At 61.9% G+C, this 18,813-nt stretch carries 17 protein-coding genes and 1 tRNA gene; 11 read left to right on the top strand and 7 right to left on the bottom strand.

The window, feature by feature from the left end:
* Window positions 1-114 precede the first annotated feature (114 nt).
* From ABJO61_RS15420 to ABJO61_RS15455, 8 genes are all read left to right on the top strand, one after another.
* Window positions 115-1,074 (top strand): LysR family transcriptional regulator, encoded by a 960-nt coding sequence (locus ABJO61_RS15420; RefSeq protein ID WP_348322954.1) that lies wholly within the window; start codon window positions 115-117, stop codon window positions 1,072-1,074.
* 514 nt (window positions 1,075-1,588) lie between these two features.
* The gene (locus ABJO61_RS15425; protein ID WP_293209534.1) at window positions 1,589-2,629 is read left to right on the top strand and encodes a rod shape-determining protein; all 1,041 of its coding nucleotides are present in this window, start codon (window positions 1,589-1,591) and stop codon (window positions 2,627-2,629) included.
* A gap of 76 nt (window positions 2,630-2,705) precedes the next feature.
* Window positions 2,706-3,638, top strand: a complete 933-nt coding sequence (gene mreC, locus ABJO61_RS15430; RefSeq protein ID WP_348322955.1) for a rod shape-determining protein MreC — start codon at window positions 2,706-2,708, stop codon at window positions 3,636-3,638.
* Window positions 3,639-3,643: 5 nt separating this feature from the next.
* On the top strand, window positions 3,644-4,177 hold the full coding sequence (gene mreD, locus ABJO61_RS15435; protein ID WP_348322956.1) for a rod shape-determining protein MreD: 534 nt from the start codon (window positions 3,644-3,646) through the stop codon (window positions 4,175-4,177).
* 18 nt (window positions 4,178-4,195) lie between these two features.
* Window positions 4,196-6,085: a penicillin-binding protein 2 gene (mrdA, locus tag ABJO61_RS15440; protein ID WP_348322957.1), complete on the top strand. Its 1,890-nt coding sequence runs from the start codon at window positions 4,196-4,198 to the stop codon at window positions 6,083-6,085.
* Complete coding sequence (gene rodA, locus ABJO61_RS15445; protein WP_348322958.1) at window positions 6,085-7,233, top strand: rod shape-determining protein RodA; 1,149 nt, start codon at window positions 6,085-6,087, stop codon at window positions 7,231-7,233. The genes mrdA and rodA overlap by 1 nt, the downstream gene beginning before the upstream one ends.
* 143 nt (window positions 7,234-7,376) lie before the next feature.
* Window positions 7,377-7,452, top strand: a tRNA-Lys gene (locus ABJO61_RS15450).
* Between the two features lie 56 nt (window positions 7,453-7,508).
* Window positions 7,509-8,543 (top strand): phytanoyl-CoA dioxygenase family protein, encoded by a 1,035-nt coding sequence (locus ABJO61_RS15455; protein WP_348322959.1) that lies wholly within the window; start codon window positions 7,509-7,511, stop codon window positions 8,541-8,543.
* 3 nt (window positions 8,544-8,546) lie between these two features.
* Here ABJO61_RS15455 and ABJO61_RS15460 read toward each other — a convergent pair whose 3' ends face one another.
* Window positions 8,547-9,386 (bottom strand): hypothetical protein, encoded by an 840-nt coding sequence (locus ABJO61_RS15460; RefSeq protein ID WP_348322960.1) that lies wholly within the window; start codon window positions 9,384-9,386, stop codon window positions 8,547-8,549.
* A 92-nt stretch (window positions 9,387-9,478) separates the two neighbouring features.
* A complete protein-coding gene (locus tag ABJO61_RS15465; RefSeq protein ID WP_348322961.1) occupies window positions 9,479-10,849 on the bottom strand; it encodes a DEAD/DEAH box helicase in 1,371 nt (456 codons plus the stop codon).
* A 310-nt stretch (window positions 10,850-11,159) separates the two neighbouring features.
* Between ABJO61_RS15465 and ABJO61_RS15470 the strand changes: the two genes are divergently transcribed.
* Complete coding sequence (locus ABJO61_RS15470) at window positions 11,160-12,125, top strand: magnesium transporter CorA family protein (protein ID WP_348322995.1); 966 nt, start codon at window positions 11,160-11,162, stop codon at window positions 12,123-12,125.
* 13 nt (window positions 12,126-12,138) lie between these two features.
* Window positions 12,139-12,741, top strand: a complete 603-nt coding sequence (locus ABJO61_RS15475; protein WP_348322962.1) for a histidine phosphatase family protein — start codon at window positions 12,139-12,141, stop codon at window positions 12,739-12,741.
* 9 nt (window positions 12,742-12,750) lie between these two features.
* Here the strand turns inward: ABJO61_RS15475 and ABJO61_RS15480 are convergent, their stop codons facing one another.
* Window positions 12,751-13,338 carry a hypothetical protein gene (locus ABJO61_RS15480; RefSeq protein WP_348322963.1) on the bottom strand — a complete coding sequence of 196 codons (588 nt, stop codon included), beginning with the start codon at window positions 13,336-13,338 and terminating at the stop codon, window positions 12,751-12,753.
* A gap of 107 nt (window positions 13,339-13,445) precedes the next feature.
* On the opposite strand from ABJO61_RS15480, the gene ABJO61_RS15485 reads away from it, so the two are divergent.
* Window positions 13,446-14,090 carry a class I SAM-dependent methyltransferase gene (locus ABJO61_RS15485; RefSeq protein WP_348322964.1) on the top strand — a complete coding sequence of 215 codons (645 nt, stop codon included), beginning with the start codon at window positions 13,446-13,448 and terminating at the stop codon, window positions 14,088-14,090.
* Between the two features lies 1 nt (window position 14,091).
* On the opposite strand, the gene ABJO61_RS15490 is transcribed toward ABJO61_RS15485, so the two are convergent.
* The 4 genes from ABJO61_RS15490 to ABJO61_RS15505 form a co-directional block, all read right to left on the bottom strand.
* The gene (locus ABJO61_RS15490; protein ID WP_348322965.1) at window positions 14,092-15,333 is read right to left on the bottom strand and encodes a YbfB/YjiJ family MFS transporter; all 1,242 of its coding nucleotides are present in this window, start codon (window positions 15,331-15,333) and stop codon (window positions 14,092-14,094) included.
* 227 nt (window positions 15,334-15,560) lie between these two features.
* Window positions 15,561-16,646 (bottom strand): prenyltransferase, encoded by a 1,086-nt coding sequence (locus tag ABJO61_RS15495; RefSeq protein ID WP_348322967.1) that lies wholly within the window; start codon window positions 16,644-16,646, stop codon window positions 15,561-15,563.
* A gap of 4 nt (window positions 16,647-16,650) precedes the next feature.
* Window positions 16,651-17,367, bottom strand: a complete 717-nt coding sequence (locus tag ABJO61_RS15500) for a class I SAM-dependent methyltransferase (RefSeq protein WP_348322968.1) — start codon at window positions 17,365-17,367, stop codon at window positions 16,651-16,653.
* Window positions 17,333-18,697, bottom strand: a complete 1,365-nt coding sequence (locus ABJO61_RS15505; protein ID WP_348322969.1) for a glycosyltransferase family 4 protein — start codon at window positions 18,695-18,697, stop codon at window positions 17,333-17,335. The genes ABJO61_RS15500 and ABJO61_RS15505 overlap by 35 nt, the downstream gene beginning before the upstream one ends.
* Window positions 18,698-18,813 lie beyond the last annotated feature (116 nt).

An 18,813-nucleotide genomic window follows, 5' to 3' on the forward strand; every position in this document is an offset into this window, starting at 1 on the left:
ACGAGTTTATCCCCGCCCAATTTCGCAAATCATATGTTGCGTTTTCGCATTTAAAAGCACGGGGCCCGTCGCTATCCTGCGAGCCGTCGATCTCTGCCGGAGTCAGGACACGCTATGAACTGGGACGATTTGCGCTTTTTTCTGGCTGTGGCCGGGGCTGGCAGTCTTTCAGGGGCGGGCCAGCAGCTTGGCGTCAACACGACGACCGTCCTGCGCCGCGTGGCCTCCCTTGAGGACGATCTCGGCGCGCGCCTTTTCGAACGCGAGCGGACCGGCTATCGCCTGACTGCGGCGGGCGAGAAGCTTGTGGAGGCGCTGGAGCCCGTAGATCGGCGGCTTTCTGCGCTTCCGAGGGATTTTGCGGCTGCTGGCGAGGGGGCGGAGGGGGCGGTCCGGCTTGCCGCCGGAGAGACCATTGCCGCCTTTCTGCTGGCCGTTGAATTTCCCGCCTTCCGCAAGGAACATCCCGGTCTGGAGCTGGAAATCCTTACGGATCCGCGGCTTGCGGCCGTCGGGCAGGCGCCGAAGATCGGCAATCCGTTGAAAGATGTGGATATCGCGCTCCGTCTCGCGCGCCCCACGCAGGGCGACATGCTGATGCGCAAGCTCGGCGATATGGCCTACGGGCTCTATGCCTCTCCGGCCTATCTCGAAGAGCGTGGGGAACCCCTTCAGATGCAGGATATCGCAGGGCACGACCTGGTCGGCTTCCCGCGCGCGGAAACACCGCTCGGACCTGTCTGGTGGTTCTCGCGCGCCGAGAAATCGGCGCGAATCACGCTTCGCTCGTCGAGTGTTCTGGCGCGTGCGGAAGCGGCGCGGCAAGATCTCGGCCTCACGGCCTTGCCTTGCATGGTGGGTGACCTCGAAGCCGGGCTTCAGCGCGTCTTCGGACCGGACACGCTCGGCTCGCTTGAGATGTGGCTGCTGACGCGCAACGACCTCGCGCAGCTTGCGCATGTCCGCGCCGTTATGGAATTCGTGGTGGATGCAGTTAAGCGGCACCGCTCGCGGCTTGAGGGGCGCGATCACGAGGTGCGGGAGCTCATGCCGCAATCTCGCCCAAACCATTGAAAACCCGTTGAAATTCAGTTCAGCCCATTGCCATTGCGCGAGGTTTCAGCGTAAAAATCTTGTGCTGATGCGGGATCGGACAGCTTTAACGCGCCTTTAGTTCCCCGGCCGCTATGGTTAGCGCTGCGTTATCCTTGAGAGCCCTTGCCGGGGTCTTCGGGGCAACGCCCGCATTATTCTGTTTCGTGGTTTGCAGGACAGGCGATGGGATTTGCAGTCCAGACAAGAGCAGCGCATATGGCGGGCCGGGAGCTGGATTTGCCTCAGTTTCGTCGCAGGTCGTTCGTATGCTGAGAATCAGTAGAGTTTATCCGGCAACCGGTAGCGGGGATTAAGCGGTTGTTGTGCCGTCAGGAAAACAATGAGGGGCAAGCGGCCTTCCCGCCTTCATATGCGCCTGTGGACGGTTTCCTGACGCGCCTTAACAAAAAAGCCACTTCGCGTGGCGCATTCTTAACTGCCGCCGGAACGCTCGTCGTTTTTGGCGGCGCTCTGTCAAAGGAATAGAACAAACATGCTTTCCGGTCTGCTCGGCATGTTCTCCGCCGATATGGCAATCGATCTCGGCACGGCGAACACCCTGGTCTATGTGAAGGGACGGGGAATCGTTCTGAACGAGCCGTCGGTCGTCGCCATCATTGAAAAAGGCGGCAAGAAGCAGGTTCTCGCTGTCGGTGAAGAAGCAAAGATGATGCTCGGACGTACGCCCGGGAATATCCAGGCGATCCGGCCGATGCGCGATGGCGTCATCGCGGACTTCGAAATCGCCGAAGAGATGATCAAGCACTTTATCCGCAAGGTGCATAACCGGCGTTCCTTTGCGAATCCGCAGATCATCGTTTGCGTGCCCTCGGGGTCGACGGCTGTCGAACGCCGCGCCATTCAGGAATCGGCGCTCTCGGCCGGTGCGCGCCGTGTCTATCTCATCGAAGAACCGATGGCCGCCGCAATCGGCGCCGGTCTGCCGGTCACCGAGCCGACAGGTTCCATGGTTGTCGATATTGGCGGCGGCACAACAGAAGTTGCAGTGCTGTCGCTTGGCGGCATTGTCTATGCGCGTTCGGTGCGTGTTGGCGGCGACAAGATGGACGAGGCGATCATCGCTTATATCCGTCGTCATCATAACCTTCTCGTTGGTGAAGCGAGTGCGGAGCGCATCAAGAAGGAAGTCGGCTCAGCTGCCATTCCTGCCGATGGCGATGGCATGACCATCGAGATCAAGGGGCGCGATCTGATGAATGGTGTGCCGAAGGAAATCGCGATCGGACAGAAGCAGATTGCCGAAAGCCTTGCCGAACCGGTAGGCGCTATCGTCGAGGCCGTGAAGGTCGCGCTCGAAGCGACGCCGCCGGAACTTGCCGCGGACATCGTCGACAAGGGCATCGTGCTTACAGGCGGCGGCGCGCTGCTCACCAATCTCGATCAGGTGCTGCGTGACGAGACGGGCTTGCCCGTCAGCATTGCGGATGATGCGCTTTCCTGCGTCGCGCTGGGGACAGGCAAGGCGCTCGAACACATCAGGACGATGAAGCACGTCCTGTCGTCCGTATACTAGGCGCAGGCAGAAAGGGCTCCCTCACAGGGAGCATTGGGCAGGAGCGGACGGGCCGCAGTAGAGAGCAGTAGTCGTCATGGACCCGAATCGTTCAACGCTGCCCTTTCGTGAATTTTCTCACCGGATTTCGCTCGTCTTCATGCTTACGCTGGCGGCGGCGTTGCTGTTGCTCGGTCGCGCCGAGACCTATGTCTTCGACCGCGCGCGCCAGGTCGTAACCGATCTTGCGGCACCCTTGCTCGAAGTTGCCTCTCGTCCAGTGGCCGCTACGCGTCGTGTCATCGAGCGTACCGACGAATATGCCTATGTATTTGACGAAAACGAGAGGCTGCGCGCCGAGAACGCGCGGCTTCTCGCGTGGAAGGAAGAAGCACAAAAGCTGCAGGCCAAGCTCGCCCGCTACGAAGCCTTGCTCAATGTACAGATCGATCCCGCCATCAACTATGCGAGCGGGCGCGTTGTCAGCGACTCCGGCGGTCCTTTTGTCGATACTGTTCTCGTCAATGTCGGTGCGGAAAAGGGTGCGAAGAGCGGTCAGGCTGTCGTCGATACGGACGGTATTATCGGGCGCCTCGTTTCTACGGGGCCAAAGGCAAGCCGTGTACTTCTGCTGACCGACCTGAACAGCCGTGTTCCCGTTGTCATCGAACCCGCGCACTACAAGGCGGTGCTGGCGGGCGACAACACGAAATGGCCAAAGCTCGAATACCTTGCCTCACAGAGCGCGATATCGCCGGGGGATCGTGTCGTTACCTCGGGCGACGGCGGACTTATTCCGCCGGGGCTGCCCGTTGGCCTCGTCATCCAGACGAGCTCGGGAGAGCTCCGTGTGCAAACTTTTTCAGATCGCGGACGCCTCGATTTTGTGCGGGTGCTGCAATACGAGTTTCCCTCGAAGGTGAAGCGTCAGGATCCTCCGGAAGTTCTGGACGGACCGGCCGAAGGCGAGGGCGCCGAAACCGGCGAGGCAGCCCCTGCGGCTCCTGCCGCGCAAGCGGCGAGAGAGTGACGCATATGGCGAAACTCGAACCATATTCCCCGACGCCTGCGGCCCGTGCAGGGCGCATCGTGATGACGGTGATGCCTTTCGCGATGGGGCTTGCCTGTGTCCTTCTCGCTTTTGTGCCGCTGGGGCGCGTCGTTGGGTCGCCTCTCACCCCCGCCTTCCCGCTCATGGCGATCTATTACTGGGCCGTTGTGAAGCCGGAAATGTTCCCGCCTGTCGCGGTGCTTGCCGTTGGTCTGATGTTCGATCTCATTTCGGGCGGTGCTATCGGTCTATGGGCGTTGGTCTATGTCGTCACTTATGCGGTTGTGATCAGTCAGCGCATGCTGCTCGTGAACGCGCCATTTTCGGCGTTTTGGATCGGGTTCCTCGCGACGGCTGTCTTCGCAGGCTCCCTTGCCTGGGTTATCGTCTCCATCATTCACGGTATCTTCGTGCCGCCGGGCTCTGTTGCCCGGCACATGGCGGTTACCGTGGCGGTCTTTCCCATCTTTGCCATGCTGTTCGGACGCATTCAGACACGCGTCCTTCAGGGCGGTTAGGGGCGTGAGGGTGGACGTATGCAGATAAGCGGACGGGACAGCAACAGATACCAGACCTTCACGCGGCGCGCCGCGCTTCTTGCAGGCGCGCAGGGTATTGCCTTTGTCGCCCTTGCGGGCCGTATGTATTATCTGCAGGTGCTGAAGACCGACCAGTACCGGATGCTTGCGGAAGAAAACCGCGTAAGCATGCGTCTTCTGGCGCCGTTGCGCGGCAACATCGTTGACCGTTTCGGTCGTACGCTCGCCTCGAACCGTCAAAACTACCGCGCCATGCTGATCTCCGAGCAGACACCGGATGTCGAGGCAACGCTCGCGCGGCTTTCCCGCATCGTTGAAATCGACAGTTTCACGAAGAAGCGCATTCTGCGCGATATTGCGCGCTCGCCGCGTTTCATGCCGGTCACCGTCGCGGAAGACCTCTCCTGGGATCAGTTTGCGCAAGTCAATATCAACGAACCGGACCTTGCCGGCATCCTGCCGGACGTCGGAGAGACGCGCGACTATCCCTACGGCGAAGAGCTTGCGCATGTGCTGGGCTATGTCGCTGCCGTATCCGAGAAGGATCTCGCTGCGGCAGAAGGGGACCAGCCTGTACTGAAACTGCCGGGCTTTCGCATCGGCAAGGAAGGTATCGAGAAGACCTATGACAAGGAATTGCGCGGCGTGCCGGGCTCTTCTCACGTCGAGGTGAATGCCTATGGCCGTGTCATCCGAGAACTCTCGAAGGATCCGGGTACACCCGGCAGCGAAGTCGTTCTGACGATCGACATGGATATCCAGCGGTTTGCCTGGGAGCGTCTGAAGGGAGAGTCGGCGAGTTCCGTTGTTCTCGACATCCATACGGGCGATGTCATTTCTTTCGTTTCGACGCCCGCCTATGATCCCAATCAGTTCAATATGGGCTATGGCACTGCCGATTATAAAGCGCTGCTTGAAAGCCCTTACCTGCCTCTGATGAACAAGGCGCTGGCGGGAATGTATCCGCCGGGTTCAACCTTCAAGATGATCGTCGGCATGGCAGCTATCGAGGCGGGCATCGATCCGAATGCCCGTGTTTTCTGCCCAGGGCATTATTCGCTCGGCAACCATGACTTCCACTGCTGGAAAAAGGGCGGGCACGGCACGCTGAATATGCATGATGCGCTCAAGCATTCCTGCGACGTCTTTTTCTACGACACTGCCAAGCGTATCGGTATCAACGCCATCGCCGACATGGCAAAGCGTTTTGGTCTTGGCAGTACCTATGGCTTCGAAGTTCCCGGCGAGAAATCCGGCCTCGTGCCGACGCCGGGGTGGAAACGCGCGGTCAAGGGAGAGGGCTGGCATCAGGGCGAAACCGTTATTGCGGGCATCGGGCAGGGTTATCTGCTTGCAACCCCGCTGCAGCTCGCGGTGATGACTGCGCGTATTGCCAATGGCGGCTATGCAATCGAACCGCGGCTGACGCGTGCGGTGGGCGGATCGTTGCTTCCCGTCAAGGAGCCGGAGTTCATCGGCGTGAGCGAGGAAGCGATCCGTGTCGTGCAGGGCGGCATGAACGGAGTGTCGAACGAAATTGGCGGTACGGCCTATCGCTCGCGCATCGCGGAGCCGGGCATGGAGCTCGCGGGAAAGACCGGTACAGCGCAGGTTCGGCGCATCAGCAGGGCTGAACGTCTCAGTGGTGTGCTGAAGAATGAAGACCTGGAGTGGCGCCAGCGCGACCACGCGCTTTTCGTTTGTTTCGCGCCTTATGATGCACCGCGCTATGCCATGTCCGTCATCATCGAACATGGCAGCTCCGGTTCGGGTGCCGCCGCGCCCGTGGCGCGTGACATCATGCATGAAGTTCTCAAGCGCAACCCGACGCGGCCGCAGGCCGGTAACCCGTCACCCGGTGGCCAGAAATCCGCGAGGGCAGGCTGATGCTCGATCTTCGCCGGTTTACCGGCCATGAAATGCGCTTGAGCGAAAAGCTCGTGGAATTCAACTGGGGCTTCCTGCTTCTGTTGCTGCTGATCGCTTCCATGGGTTTTGCCATGCTCTATTCGGTGGCGGAAGGCAACTTCTCGCCCTGGGCCCTGCGGCAGGCGGCGCGTTTCGCGGTGGGCGTTGCGATCATGATATCGGTTGCGATGGTCGATCTGCGGCTCTGGATGCGGCTTGCTTACCCGCTATATGGCTTTGCGCTTGTCATGCTGATTGCGGTGGAAGTCACTGGCTTTGTCGGTATGGGCGCGCAGCGCTGGCTCAATCTCGGTTTCGTGTCGGTGCAGCCTTCCGAAATCATGAAGGTTACGCTCATCCTTGCGCTTGCGCGGTATTTCCACGGGCTGACGCTCGACGAGGCGTCTCGGTTGCGGAATCTGCTCATACCGCTCGGGCTTGTTGGCGCACCGGTCATGCTGGTTGTCATGCAGCCTGACCTCGGCACCGCCATCCTGCTCACGGCCACGGGGGCGGTCATTCTTTTCTCCGCGGGGCTGCGCTGGCGCTATTTCATCATGGCGGGGGCCGGCGTTCTGGCGGCGATCCCGGTCGTCTGGAGCCGTCTCCATGACTATCAGCGTAATCGCGTGCTAACTTTCCTCGATCCCGAGCGCGATCCTCTGGGGGCGGGCTATCATATTCTGCAATCGAAGATTGCGCTGGGCTCCGGCGGTATCTTCGGCAAGGGCTTCATGGAAGGCACACAGAGCCAGCTCAACTTCCTGCCCGAAAAGCATACCGACTTCATCTTCACGATGCTGGGAGAGGAGCTTGGCCTTGTGGGCGGCCTCGTGCTGCTGGCGCTTTATTTTGTGGTGCTCATGTTCTCGCTCAACGTGGCGCTCCAGTGCCGTAATCAGTTCGGCCGTCTGGTCGCCATCGGCGTCTCCATGACTTTCTTCTTCTATGTCTTCATCAACACGTCGATGGTCATGGGGCTCCTGCCGGTGGTCGGCGTACCGCTTCCGCTGGTCTCTTATGGCGGTACAGCCATGCTTTCGCTCATGTTTGCCTTCGGGTTGCTGATGAGTGTCCATATCCACAGGAATCTGGAGATTTCCCGGGGGCCGAGCGCCTTCTGGTAGGGCGGATCGGCGCGGGGAAGGGTCTTTTCGAAAGACCGGGCCATGCGGCTGGACAGGCCCCCATTCCTTTGCTATTAGCACCGCTCCCCCACGCAATCGGTGGCCGGGATGGTGGTTTCCACTGGCCGCTCAGGCGGTACGGCGGGCGCATAGCTCAGTTGGTAGAGCAGCTGACTCTTAATCAGCGGGTCCAAGGTTCGAGTCCTTGTGCGCCCACCAAATCTTTCCTTCTCCCGGTCTCTGGCGATAGATTGTCCCCAAAGGGGATTATCTCGGTGAAAGCACTTTCATGGATCGCTGCGCCGCTCTGGCCGCTTCAACTTGCAAGCGGGCAGAAGTCGTTTCGCGCCAATCCGCTTCTCGGTAGCCCGGCGCTGAACCGCCTTGGGCTTCACATCGCCCGTGTCCGTCTCGCAGAGAACATGGCGGCCGCGCGCCGCCAGCGGCTTGGCGCACGAATCGACGCGGCTCTGCGTGCCGAATACGAAGCCCGGGGCTATCTTGTGATCGAGAATTTCCTGCCGGGGGAAGAATTCGCGGCGCTGAAGCGCGATCTGGAGGAGGCCCCTTTGCGTTCCTGGGAACGGCGTGAGGGCTCCACCGTCACGCGGCGCGGCAGCCTCGACCTGGCCGATATCGAAACCCGCGCTCCTCTTGAACGTCTAATGGCGGGTGGCCGGATCGCGGACCTCCTGCGCTATGTGGCGGGCTGCGGCGGAGAACCGCTTATCCATCTCCAGACCATTCTGGCGGAGGGAGACAATTCCCGGCCCGATCCGCAGAACACACTCCACATGGACACGTTCCATTCGACGGCGAAGGCCTGGCTCTATCTGCAGGATGTCGGGGAGGATGACGGCCCGCTTCGCTACGTGCCCGGTTCGCATCGGCTGACGCCGGAGCGTATCGCGTGGGAACGCGAACTCAGCATTGGCGCGGCGTCGAATGAAGACCCGGAAATTGCAGCAGGGTCCTTTCGTGTCAGCGATGCAATGCTGGCAAAGCTCGGCTATCCGGCGGCAAAAGCGCTCTCCGTTCCCGCCAATACGCTGGTCGTTGCAAATACGCATGGTTTCCATGCGCGCAAGGCGAGTACGCGCCCGACCCGCCGTTCGGAAATCTACGGAAGCCTCCGGCGCAATCCATTCCTGCCCGTCTCCGGCATGCATCTTTATTCGCTACCGGGTCTCAGGGGCCATCTCAGCAGCCGACAGGCACAGATAGATGAGCTCCTCGCGAGATATCTAGGCGTGAAGGGGCCGTGGGTTTCTGTGCCGCCCAAGCGCATTGTCGACACGGCTTCGATATAGACGTCAGCGGCAGGCAGGTATTTCGCCCGTGAGCGATGCCCACACATCCGCCCAATGCACATGGTCCATGCCGGGAATGACGACGAGTTCGGCGCATCTGGTGTCGCCCATGCGGGCGAGATAGCGCCGGTTGATTGCCACGGGGACGATATCGTCCTTCTCGCCGGCATAATGGATCTGCGGGAGCGCGGCGAGTGTGGCTGCCTTGTCGGCCGGGTTCAGCGACGCCGAAAGGGACGTTACCTGGTGCACCGACGTGAAGGCATCTGTGTCGAGCGGTGAGGCGACTGTCTTGATCCAGACAATGTCCGTTCGGCGGGCTGCAAGCAGGGCGGCGATCGTGCCACCGCCTGAATAGCCGACAAGCGCCAGCTCTGAGGCGTCTGCCTTCCGTTTCAGTGCGTCGAGCGCTTCGCTCATGCCCGCAACTGCTTCCTCGCTGTAGCGAGCCGTGGTCCAGAGATCGCTGGTGCAGTTGCGCGCCATCTCGCCGCCAGTGAACTGACAGGGGCGAGCGAGATAGGCGATGGCGGGGGCGGGGTCCGCTGCCGCCATTTTCATGGCGACGGGATTGATCGGCGTCGGATCGGTGGAGCGCCTGTCGCGGCGTTCCCAGGCAAAGCCGTCACCTTCTATGTAAACGATGAGAAGACCGCCTGAAGCCCCGCCGCGGCGACGCGTATGCAGGTCGAAACGCTTTGTTCGGATCGTCTCCCCGGTGAAGCCTGCGGTTGAGGCGATCCCATCCGCCTTTGCCTGCCGTTCGGCGGGTTCGGGCGCGCCTGCGCAAGCCGCGAGGCTGAGAAAGATCATGCAGGCGAGCGCGGTGCGGAGAGTTTCCATCGGCGATCTTTCCCCAAAAGAAAACACGGCCCTGGAGTGAACCAGAGCCGTGCTTTGATTTGTAGCCGATTCAAGCGCCTGTAGCGCCCTTGTTATGCGCCGGCCGATTGGCGGCGGCTTTGCTTCTGGCTGCCGGGCTTTCCGCCACCCTGCTTGCGGTCACCGCGCGGGCCATTGCCCCGGGCCTGTCCGCCACCGCCGGGCTTGCCGCCGAAGCGGCGCTGCTTGCCGGGCTGGTTGCGATTGCCGCCATTCTTGTTCGGGCCGCCGCGTCCGCCGCGCTTCGGCGCTATGGGTTCGCCTGCCGGCACGACAACCTGCTCGCCGAGCCATTCGGTCGTGTCGACCGGGGTCAGCGGGCGCTTGGTCAGCCGCTCGATGCTGCGCAGATGTGCGCGTTCGCTTGCGTCGCAGAAGGAGAGGGCAATGCCGCTCTTGCCTGCACGGGCCGTGCGGCCGATGCGGTGAACATAGCTTTCCGGCTCGTTCGGCAGTTCGTAGTTGATGACATGGGTGATACCCGTCACGTCGATGCCGCGCGCGGCAATGTCGGTCGCGACGAGAATGCGTGCCTTGCCATTGCGGAAGTTGTCGAGCGCGCGCTGACGCGCACCTTGCGACTTGTTGCCGTGGATCGCTTCGGAGGGCACACCGGACTTTTCAAGCTGCTCGCTCACGCGGTTCGCGCAATGCTTGGTGCGCGTGAAGACGATGACGCGCGAAAGGTCGGAGTCGTCGAGAAGCTTGCCGAGAAGTTCGCGCTTGCGCTTGCCGTCAACATGCATGACGCGCTGGTCGATGCGGTCGACTGTCACGACTTCGGGCGTCACTTCGACGCGAACCGGATCGTTGAGGATTTCATCCGCAAGATGCTCGATCGATTTCGGCATGGTCGCCGAGAAAAGAAGCGAGTGACGCTGCTTCGGCATGGCGGCGATGATCTTGCGCACGTCGCGTACAAAGCCCATGTCGAGCATGCGGTCGGCTTCGTCCAGCACCAGGATGGAGGTGCGGCCGAGATTGACATGCTTCTGGTTCATCAGGTCGAGCAGGCGGCCTGGCGTGGCGACGAGAATATCGACGCCGCCCGACATGGCCCGCACCTGACGGAACTGGTTCACGCCGCCGAAAACCACGGTCTGGCGCAAACGGGCGCCCTTGCCGTAGCTCTCGAAGCTCTTCGAAATCTGCATCGCCAGTTCGCGCGTCGGCGCGAGAATGACAGCGCGGGCTTCCTTCGGGCCGGGCCGCGAACGGTCGGCCGTCAGTTTCTGCAGGATCGGCAGCGCAAAGGCGGCCGTCTTGCCGGTGCCCGTCTGCGCGAGGCCGAGCAGGTCGCGGCCTTCAAGAAGGGCCGGAATGGACTGCGCCTGAATGGGGGTGGGGTTAACGTAGTTCTGCTCCGCGAGGGCGCGGCAAATCGGCTCGGCAACGCCGAGATCGGCAAAAGTTACAGTCGTCATATTTACTCTGGATCTTTCAAGTCAAACGTCGTGCGCCCGGCCACAATGGCCGGCGCTTTAACGCGGTTTCTTGCCGCGTTCCAACGCGCTTGGAATCGGGAAGGGTCGAATCGTCCGGGGGTCAGGCGGTGCCGAAGGGCAGCCGCAAAGCGCGCACACGCGAACGATTGACCGTGACATGAGGCTTTTACATCCGAATGTCAAGGAATTAGCGGGCGGGGATATCGCTGGAACGGGCTGGAACGGATTGTCCCGGTCGCCGGGGACGGGCATCATCCTCTCCATCGCGACAGGAGAAGCGGCAGATTCGATGATAACCGCCTATGTTCCCGCCAACGGGATGTTGAAAGCCGCCGAGGTTGCAGCAGGCGCCCCGATCCCGGAAGGGGCGGTCTGGGTCGATGTGCTTTCTCCCTCCGACGACGATCTCACCTTTCTCGACAAGGCGCTCGGTCTCGATGTGCCGACGGAAGAGGACATGCTGGAGATCGAGATGTCGAGCCGCCTCTATCATGAGGACAATGCGGCCTACATGACGGCCACGATGATAACCCAGGCCGATACGCCAAACCCGCTCAGCGTACCGGTGACATTCGTGCTTGCCGGGCACAGGCTCATCACGCTTCGCTATGCGGAACCCCTGCCATTCCGGCTCTACGCCACTCAGGCGCAGCGCCATATCATGCCCTGTTCGACCGGCGAGGACGTGCTGGCGGGATTGCTCGATGCGATTGTCGACCGGGTGGCCGATATTCTCGAACGCGTTCAGGGGGATATCGAAACCCTGTCGCGGGAAATCTTCGATCACGAAAGGCGGGGGCGGAAGGATTACAATGCCATCCTCGCGCGTGTCGGGCGCGGTTATGCGCTGACTTCGCAGGCGCGGGAAAGTCTCGTCAGCTTCGGACGTCTCGTCAGTTTTGTTGCGCGCCCAACCGATGCGAAGCTTTCCAAGACGGCGGAGCGCGGCTTCAAGACGATCACGCGCGATGTGACCGCGCTCAGCGATCATGCGAGCTTCCTCGCGAACAACATCAATTTCGTTCTCGATGCGACACTGGGTCTCATCAGCAATGAACAGAACAACGTGATCAAGATTTTTTCGGTCGTCGCGGCGGTGTTCCTTCCGCCGACCTTGATCGCGAGCAGCTATGGCATGAACTTCGAGATCATGCCGGAACTTCACTGGACCTATGGCTATCCGGTCGCGCTGGGGCTGATGGTGCTTTCCGCCGCAGCCACCTATCTCTTCTTCAAGTTTCGCGGGTGGCTATGAGCGGCATACTTCTATGAGCGGCATACGTACGGAATGGGTGTGGATTCGCCATGCGCCGGTGCAGGGGCAAGAGAACCGCTATTACGGGCGGCTCGACGTGGCCGCCGAGCCTGTCGCGCCGTCGCTCGCATCGGCCATCGCGCGCCGCCTGCCATCCTCCGCCGTCTGGCTCTCGTCGCCGCTTGCACGCACACGCTCGACCGCGGTCGCCCTCAAGCATGGCGTCGATCCTGTCGCCGTCGGCGATTTCAACGACCAGAATTACGGGCTCTGGCAGGGGCGGAGCTTCAACGATGTCTTCGCCCAGAACCGTACGCTCGACTGGTCGAACCCGGTCGATATCCTGCCGCCGGAGGGGGAGAGCTTTTTCGATCTTGCGACCCGCGTCTATGCGGGTGTGCAGCGTCTGACGGATCATTATGCGGGGCACACGCTCGTTTCGGTCGCTCATGCGAATGTCATTCGTGCGGCCATCGCGCTTGCGCTCGACATCGACCTCGGTACTGCGCTTCGGATCGAAGTTGCGCCGCTTTCGATTACGAGGCTCGGCCATCGCATTGTGGACGGCGTTCATCAATGGAGCGTCGGCTGCATCAATCTTGAAATGGGCGGCTGAGGGGAGAGATCAGGCTTTCGCCGTTTCTTCTTCCCAATGCGCGATTACGCGCGCGATGTGTTTTTCCATTTCGCCCAGTGCATCGACGATCAGCGAAATGCGCTTGCCCGTCATCTCGTGATAAGCCGAGGCCATGAAGATGCCGGTGGCGTGGTTTTCGATCTCGTCGCAAAGGTCGGTGTCGGCGCCCGCGCCGCGCAGCGTCTCGCCGATCTCCTGCAGCCTCTCGGCGGCCCGCCCGATGTCATCTGCGGCGCGCTTTGCTGCCTCCGCTACGGTGGCAAGTTCGTCCGGTCCGGTTTCCGCGTGATTGTGTCTCTCGCCCGGCTTTACCGCCGCCAACGCCTTGCGGGTCTCGTTCATTGCCCGGCGCATCTGCTGCATGTCGTGATAGAGGAAGCCGAAGCGGGCATTCGCCGATGTTTCCCGGGCCAGGTCGTAGAGCCGTTCGATGGCGCCGATCACGTCCTCGGTATTGGCGAAGCGGTTCCGGCGGGCATATTCCTCCAGGAACCAGCGGCCCTTCGGGGTCGCGAGGACCGCCTGTTCAATGGCGTCATATTCGTCCTGATCGATCTTGCGGGCGGCGTCGCTCATCGGGGGCTCCGGGGCTTCTGGAAGCGGGTATTATCGCGAGCATTCGTTTCCCATTGGTTTAGAGCGCGTTAACCGGCTTGCCGTGAGGGGCGGGACATGCGAGGGAAATGGCTGAAAATCAGGAAAAGGCGCGGGCTGTGGATCTTCCGATCGATATTGAAAGCATCAAGGGCTTTATGGACCCGGCTGAAGGCCGCGCGCTCAATGAGGCCGCCGCCGAAGCCTCTCGCATGGGGCCAGTGCTTGAAATCGGCTCCTATTGCGGCAAGTCGACCGTTTACATGGGCGTTGCCTGCCAGCGGAACGGAGCGGTGCTTTACGCGCTCGACCATCACTACGGCTCTGAAGAAAACCAGAAGGGCTGGGAGCATCACGACGACGCGCTCTACGACGCCGAGACGGACCGCCTCAACACCTTTCCGCTCTTCCGCCGTACCATGCGCATGGCCGGTCTCGAAGACACGGTGGTGCCGCTTGTTGCGCCGTCGGAAGTCGTCTCGAAGGGCTGGGCAACGCCGCTTGCGATGGTTTTCATCGATGGCGGGCATGGGCTGGAGCCCGCGCTCACCGACTATCGGCTCTGGGCGCCGCGTGTCATGCCGGGTGGTATCCTTGCCATTCACGATGTCTTCCCGGACCCGAAGGATGGCGGCCGCCCGCCTTACGAGATCTACAAGATGGCACTCGCGTCCAATCTCTTCGCGGAAGAGAAGGTGGTGAAGAGCCTTCGTATCCTGCGACGGCTCGTGTGAACTAGTGAGCGTGCTTCCGCGGCTTGTCCCGGAAGTGCTCGCGTACCGCATTCGCCAGGTTGACGCATAGCGCGAAGGCCATGGCCGACGCCGCGACGAGGAAGATCAGCGTGTAGTCTTCCTGCGAGCGCGCGAAAATCCATGCATAGAAATAACCGCCGAGCATCTGGAACAGCGCGAAGACCGTTGTCGCCTTGCCCCATGCAATGTGCTGGCCGTCATGATTGTCGGGCAGGATTTCGTGTATCCGGCCGAGAACCAGTACGACCATGCCGGGGGTCAGGATGCCGAGGATGGCGGTGGCGATGCCGATCGCGATCAGGTTGCCGCTGAGCGCAATGGCGGCGACGGCTACTGTCTGCGCGAAGAGGGCAATGCCGTAAGCGCGGCCGGAACCGATGCGATCCGAGACGTAGCCGCTGACCACGGGCCCGGCGATGGCGGCAAGGCCGTAGATCACCCAGAAGCCTGCGCCGAGAGACGCGCCGAGGCCGAGCCCGCGCGCGATATAGTCCACGAGCAGGACGATGATTGCGACGATGCCGAGAGCGTTCGCCGCATATTGCACATAGAGAAAGCGCAGGGAGATGCGGCCCCGTTCGATATGTTCGGCGAGCGGCGCAATCTCTGGCATGGCGGGGGCGCCCTTGGGCCAGCCGAACCACGCAAGCGCGGTGAGCCCGAGCGACAGCGCACCGAGCCCCATCCATGTTGTCCAGAGCCCGAACTGCAGCAGTTGGGGGATCAGTGTGCCCGAGGCGGCAATGCCGAGACCGAGCCCGCAAAACACCATACCGCTCACGAAGCCGCGTTGTGCGCGCGGTACATGCGGAAGGATCGTTGTTGCGACGAGAACCATGATCGCGCCGCCACTGAAGCCCGAAAGAAAGCGCCAGACGAAAAACCAGGAAACCGAAAGAGGCCAGGCGCAGGCGAAGAAGGCCAGCGTCGCGACGAGCATGAGTGCGCGCAATGTATTGGTATTGCCGAACGGCATGGCGACATGCCGCCCGAGAAGGGCACCTGCCAGATAGCCCGCGAAATTCGCCGCGCCGAGCGAAACCGCATCGGCGGCGCTAAACCAGTTCGCCTCGATCAGCGGCGGGATCAGCGGTGTATAGGCAAACCGCGCCAGGCCGACACCGACGAGGCTGCCGGACATGCCTGCGACCGTCGCAAACCATGCCGCGCGGTTCAGGCGCTGCGGGGTCTCCGGGGCGCTGGCCCTCCGGGAACTGGACATGGGGGTACTCTCCGGCGACTGAAGCGCGTTACGCGGAACGGGTTTTGGCAGGAAGGCTCCGCGCTGTCTCGTCGCGTTTCTGTCCGGCGTTGGCGTATATGCTGATGAGCAGGATACAGAACGGGCGCTCGATGGTACAGCGTACCCCTTGAACGGTTGCGCCCGAATTCATGACGGGCGCCGTCAGGAGAGGAGACCGTCAGGCGAGGAAAAATGCGCGGGTCTTGCTATTCCGCCGCTTCGGCGAGCGTGCGCTCGGCGAAGAGGTGTGCGGCAGGGGTCATGCCGGTGATAGCATCCGTCGCGAGAATGACGGCGGCGGCCGTCCATGCGGGCTTCTCGGCTGGCCAGGCAACCTGATCCTCGAACTGAAAGCCCATCCAGTAGGCGCCGCAATCGGCTTTCCACTGGTGCTGCCAGGAGAGCATGGCTTCCGCCTGCCGCCGCTGACCAGCGACGAGGAGCGCCATGGTCAGTTCCGCGCTTTCGGCAACCGTCACCCAGGGCTGATCCATCACGCAGCGGCAGCCCTTGCCCTCCGCAACAAAGATGTCCCACTTCCAGGCAAGGCGCTTGCGCGCCGCTTCGCCGGTGACGACGCCTGCAAGTACGGGGTAGTACCAGTCCATCGAGTAGCGGTCCTTCGGCTCCCATGTCCGGTCGAAGCGATGCGGCTTGTCGCGCAGTGCTTCGCCGAGCTTCACGCGCGCTTCCATATAGTGACGCGAGGGCTGGCCGAGTTCACGCGCGATCTGCGCGGCGCATTCGAGGCTCTTGTAGATCGAGGAGCAGCCGGTGATGAGCGCGTCGTCTTCGGGTGTCTGCGGATCGTCCGCGGCCCAGCGGATATCGCCGTGGCTCGTCTGATGCGCGAGCACGAAGCTCATCGCGGCTTCGACGCTCGGCCATATTTCCGCGAGCCATTTCCGGTCGCGCGTCACGAGATAGTGGTGCCAGGCGCCGGTTGCGATATAGGCCGCGAAATTCGTATCGCGGACATGGTGGCCCGCGTCCTTCTCGTCGCCGGTGAAGCGCTGTTCTTCCTCGTCGAAGGGGACGGCGCTGCCGAGCTGACCCCACCACGAGCCGTCTTTCAATTGCGTGTCGGCAAGATACTGGAAAGCGAGGCGCGCATGTTCGATCTCGCCGAGCACGGTCAGCCCCATGGCCGCTTCCGTGTGGTTCCACGGGTCAACGACGCCGCCGTCATACCAGGGGATTGCGCCATTATCGCGCTGGAGTTCCAGAATGCGCGCGCGCGAGCCGTCGAAGAAAGTTTCAGGCGGCCTGTCGCCCCAGGTGAGATGCGTCATGCGTTCACGCGGCTCCCTTGGTGAAGTAAAGAACCACGCTCTTGCCCATGAGCGGCCCCGCGATCTTTTCGAGCGTGCGGGTGAGCCAGGGGGCCTGCATGATGTCCCATTCGAGGAAGCGCTTGTAGAGATTGACGGCCTTCACGTCTTCGCGCTTCACGCCCACGGCGCATTTCAGCCACCAGTATGGCGAATGCAGCCCATGTGCGAAATGCTTGTGGAAGAAGGAGAGGCCACGGTTCTCGACAGCACCCTTGAGCTGGCTTTCGCGGAAGATGCGCACATGGCCGCCCGGTTCGTTGTGATAGTCGTCGGACAGCGCCCAGCAAACCCGTTCCGGCCAGAAGCGGGGCACACTGACGGCAAAGGTGCCGCCCGGCTTCAGGATACGGTCGATCTCGGCCACGGCCTGCTCATAGTCGGGGATGTGTTCCAGCACTTCCGAGCAAAGCACCTTGTCGAAGCTCGCATCGGGGAAGGGCAGCGAAAGCGCATTGCCCACCGTCAGCGAAAAGCTGCGCTGCGTTTCCGGGTCGAGATCGGGGCACGTGCCGAAGCCGTCTCGCGTCCGGCGCACATCCTCATATCCGAGGTCAAGCCCGACCACATGGCACTGCGCGTGATAGTACATGGCATGGACATGCCGCCCCGCGCCGCAACCGAGGTCGAGCGCGCGCTGGCCGTCCCTAAGCCCGAGCACGTTCAAGTCGATTGTCTGCATTCTCTATTGTCTGCCTGTAGATGTCGGCGCATTCGCGCGCCGCACGTTCCCATTTGAATTCGGCGAGGATGCGCTCGCGTCCGGCGCGGCCATAGGCCTCGCGCATCTCCGGATTGTCCAGCATCTTCGCAATGGCTTCCGCAAGTGCGGGCGGGTTCGAGTGCTGTACCACGATGCCCGCATCGCCCACGACTTCCGGCAGCGAGCCGCCATTCGTCGAGATCACCGGCGTTCCGCACGACATGGCTTCGCCGCAGGGAAAGCCGAAGCCTTCATAGACGGAAGGCGAAACCGCCATCGTCGCTTCGTTATAGAGCGTGGTGATATCTTCGTCGGTCACGCCGCTCACGAATTCCACCTTGTCGGTGATGCCGAGCTGGCGCAGCTCGTAGGAGGTGTTGCCCTCGCGCAGCTTGCCGATCACGCGCAGCTTCAGGTTGGGCCGCGTCTTCAGCAGTTCCGCATAGGCACGGATGAGATAGATAAGTCCCTTCAAGGGTACATCCGCGCTCGCGCAGGCGACGATAAGGTCGTCGCGCCGCTTCACATGCGGCATGGGGCGGAACTGGAGATGGTCGATGCCGTGCAGCACCAGCCGCGTTTTCGAGGCGTCGACGCCGAACTCGCGCACGACATCGCGGCGCGTACTTTCGGACACGACGATCAGCGGGTCGAGCTGGCGCGCCACCTTGATCTGCATGTTGAGGAAGGAATACCAGCGCCGCTTCAGCAGTTTCAGCTTCAGGGAATGCGCATGGTCGATATCGATGCGCCGGTCCATCGTGATCGGATGGTGGATCGTGCCGACGACGGGCAGCCCCATGTCGCGCATCTTGAGAAGGCCCCAGCAGAGCGTCTGGTTGTCGTGGCAGACGTCATAATCGTCCAGCGTGCCACGCACATAGCGCGCCATGCGCTCGCCGAATGTGTAAGGCTCGGAAAAGCCGCCTGTTGCGTGGCTCCACCATTCGAAGAGGTCGATGGGAGACGCGAACATCCAGGGGCGGAGCGAGCGGATGGGATGCGGGTTTGCATAGAGGTCGAGCGAGGGCAGCTTGATGAGCCCCACGCGCGGATCGATTTCGGGATAGGGCGGGCCGGAAATCACGTCGACCTTGTGGCCGAGTTCGGCCAGCGCCTTGGCGATGTGGCGCATATAGACGCCCTGGCCGCCGGTGGTCGGATTGGAGCGGTAGCTCGGCAGCAGAATACGCAGCGGCCGGTCGCCATTGACGGCCGCGAGCTTCGGCGTGTCGAGCGTGTGCCGCGCCACTGCCGGAGCTTCGGGTTTCTCTTCAGCGGCCGCATTCCGCTCAAGCACTTGCGACATGCCTTGTCCTCTCCAAGCCTCTTCTGGTCCGCTCGACCCGCAACAAGGGGCAGCGTCCGGGAGCTCCCAATGGCGGGTGCAAACCCGAACCGGATTAAAACTTCGCCTGTCATGGG

The sequence above is a fragment of the Parvibaculum sp. genome (genome assembly GCF_039973015.1).
In the GTDB taxonomy this organism is placed as follows: domain Bacteria; phylum Pseudomonadota; class Alphaproteobacteria; order Parvibaculales; family Parvibaculaceae; genus Parvibaculum.

Coding starts and splice junctions, on each gene's coding strand:
- ABJO61_RS15420 (WP_348322954.1), top strand. CDS start 115: ATGAACTGGGACGATTTGCGCTTTTTTCTGGCTGTGGCCGGGGCTGGC.
- ABJO61_RS15425 (WP_293209534.1), top strand. CDS start 1,589: ATGCTTTCCGGTCTGCTCGGCATGTTCTCCGCCGATATGGCAATCGAT.
- mreC (WP_348322955.1), top strand. CDS start 2,706: ATGGACCCGAATCGTTCAACGCTGCCCTTTCGTGAATTTTCTCACCGG.
- mreD (WP_348322956.1), top strand. CDS start 3,644: ATGGCGAAACTCGAACCATATTCCCCGACGCCTGCGGCCCGTGCAGGG.
- mrdA (WP_348322957.1), top strand. CDS start 4,196: ATGCAGATAAGCGGACGGGACAGCAACAGATACCAGACCTTCACGCGG.
- rodA (WP_348322958.1), top strand. CDS start 6,085: ATGCTCGATCTTCGCCGGTTTACCGGCCATGAAATGCGCTTGAGCGAA.
- ABJO61_RS15460 (WP_348322960.1), bottom strand. CDS start 9,386: ATGGAAACTCTCCGCACCGCGCTCGCCTGCATGATCTTTCTCAGCCTC.
- ABJO61_RS15465 (WP_348322961.1), bottom strand. CDS start 10,849: ATGACGACTGTAACTTTTGCCGATCTCGGCGTTGCCGAGCCGATTTGC.
- ABJO61_RS15470 (WP_348322995.1), top strand. CDS start 11,160: ATGATAACCGCCTATGTTCCCGCCAACGGGATGTTGAAAGCCGCCGAG.
- ABJO61_RS15475 (WP_348322962.1), top strand. CDS start 12,139: ATGAGCGGCATACGTACGGAATGGGTGTGGATTCGCCATGCGCCGGTG.
- ABJO61_RS15480 (WP_348322963.1), bottom strand. CDS start 13,338: ATGAGCGACGCCGCCCGCAAGATCGATCAGGACGAATATGACGCCATT.
- ABJO61_RS15485 (WP_348322964.1), top strand. CDS start 13,446: ATGGCTGAAAATCAGGAAAAGGCGCGGGCTGTGGATCTTCCGATCGAT.
- ABJO61_RS15490 (WP_348322965.1), bottom strand. CDS start 15,333: ATGTCCAGTTCCCGGAGGGCCAGCGCCCCGGAGACCCCGCAGCGCCTG.
- ABJO61_RS15495 (WP_348322967.1), bottom strand. CDS start 16,646: ATGACGCATCTCACCTGGGGCGACAGGCCGCCTGAAACTTTCTTCGAC.
- ABJO61_RS15500 (WP_348322968.1), bottom strand. CDS start 17,367: ATGCAGACAATCGACTTGAACGTGCTCGGGCTTAGGGACGGCCAGCGC.
- ABJO61_RS15505 (WP_348322969.1), bottom strand. CDS start 18,697: ATGTCGCAAGTGCTTGAGCGGAATGCGGCCGCTGAAGAGAAACCCGAA.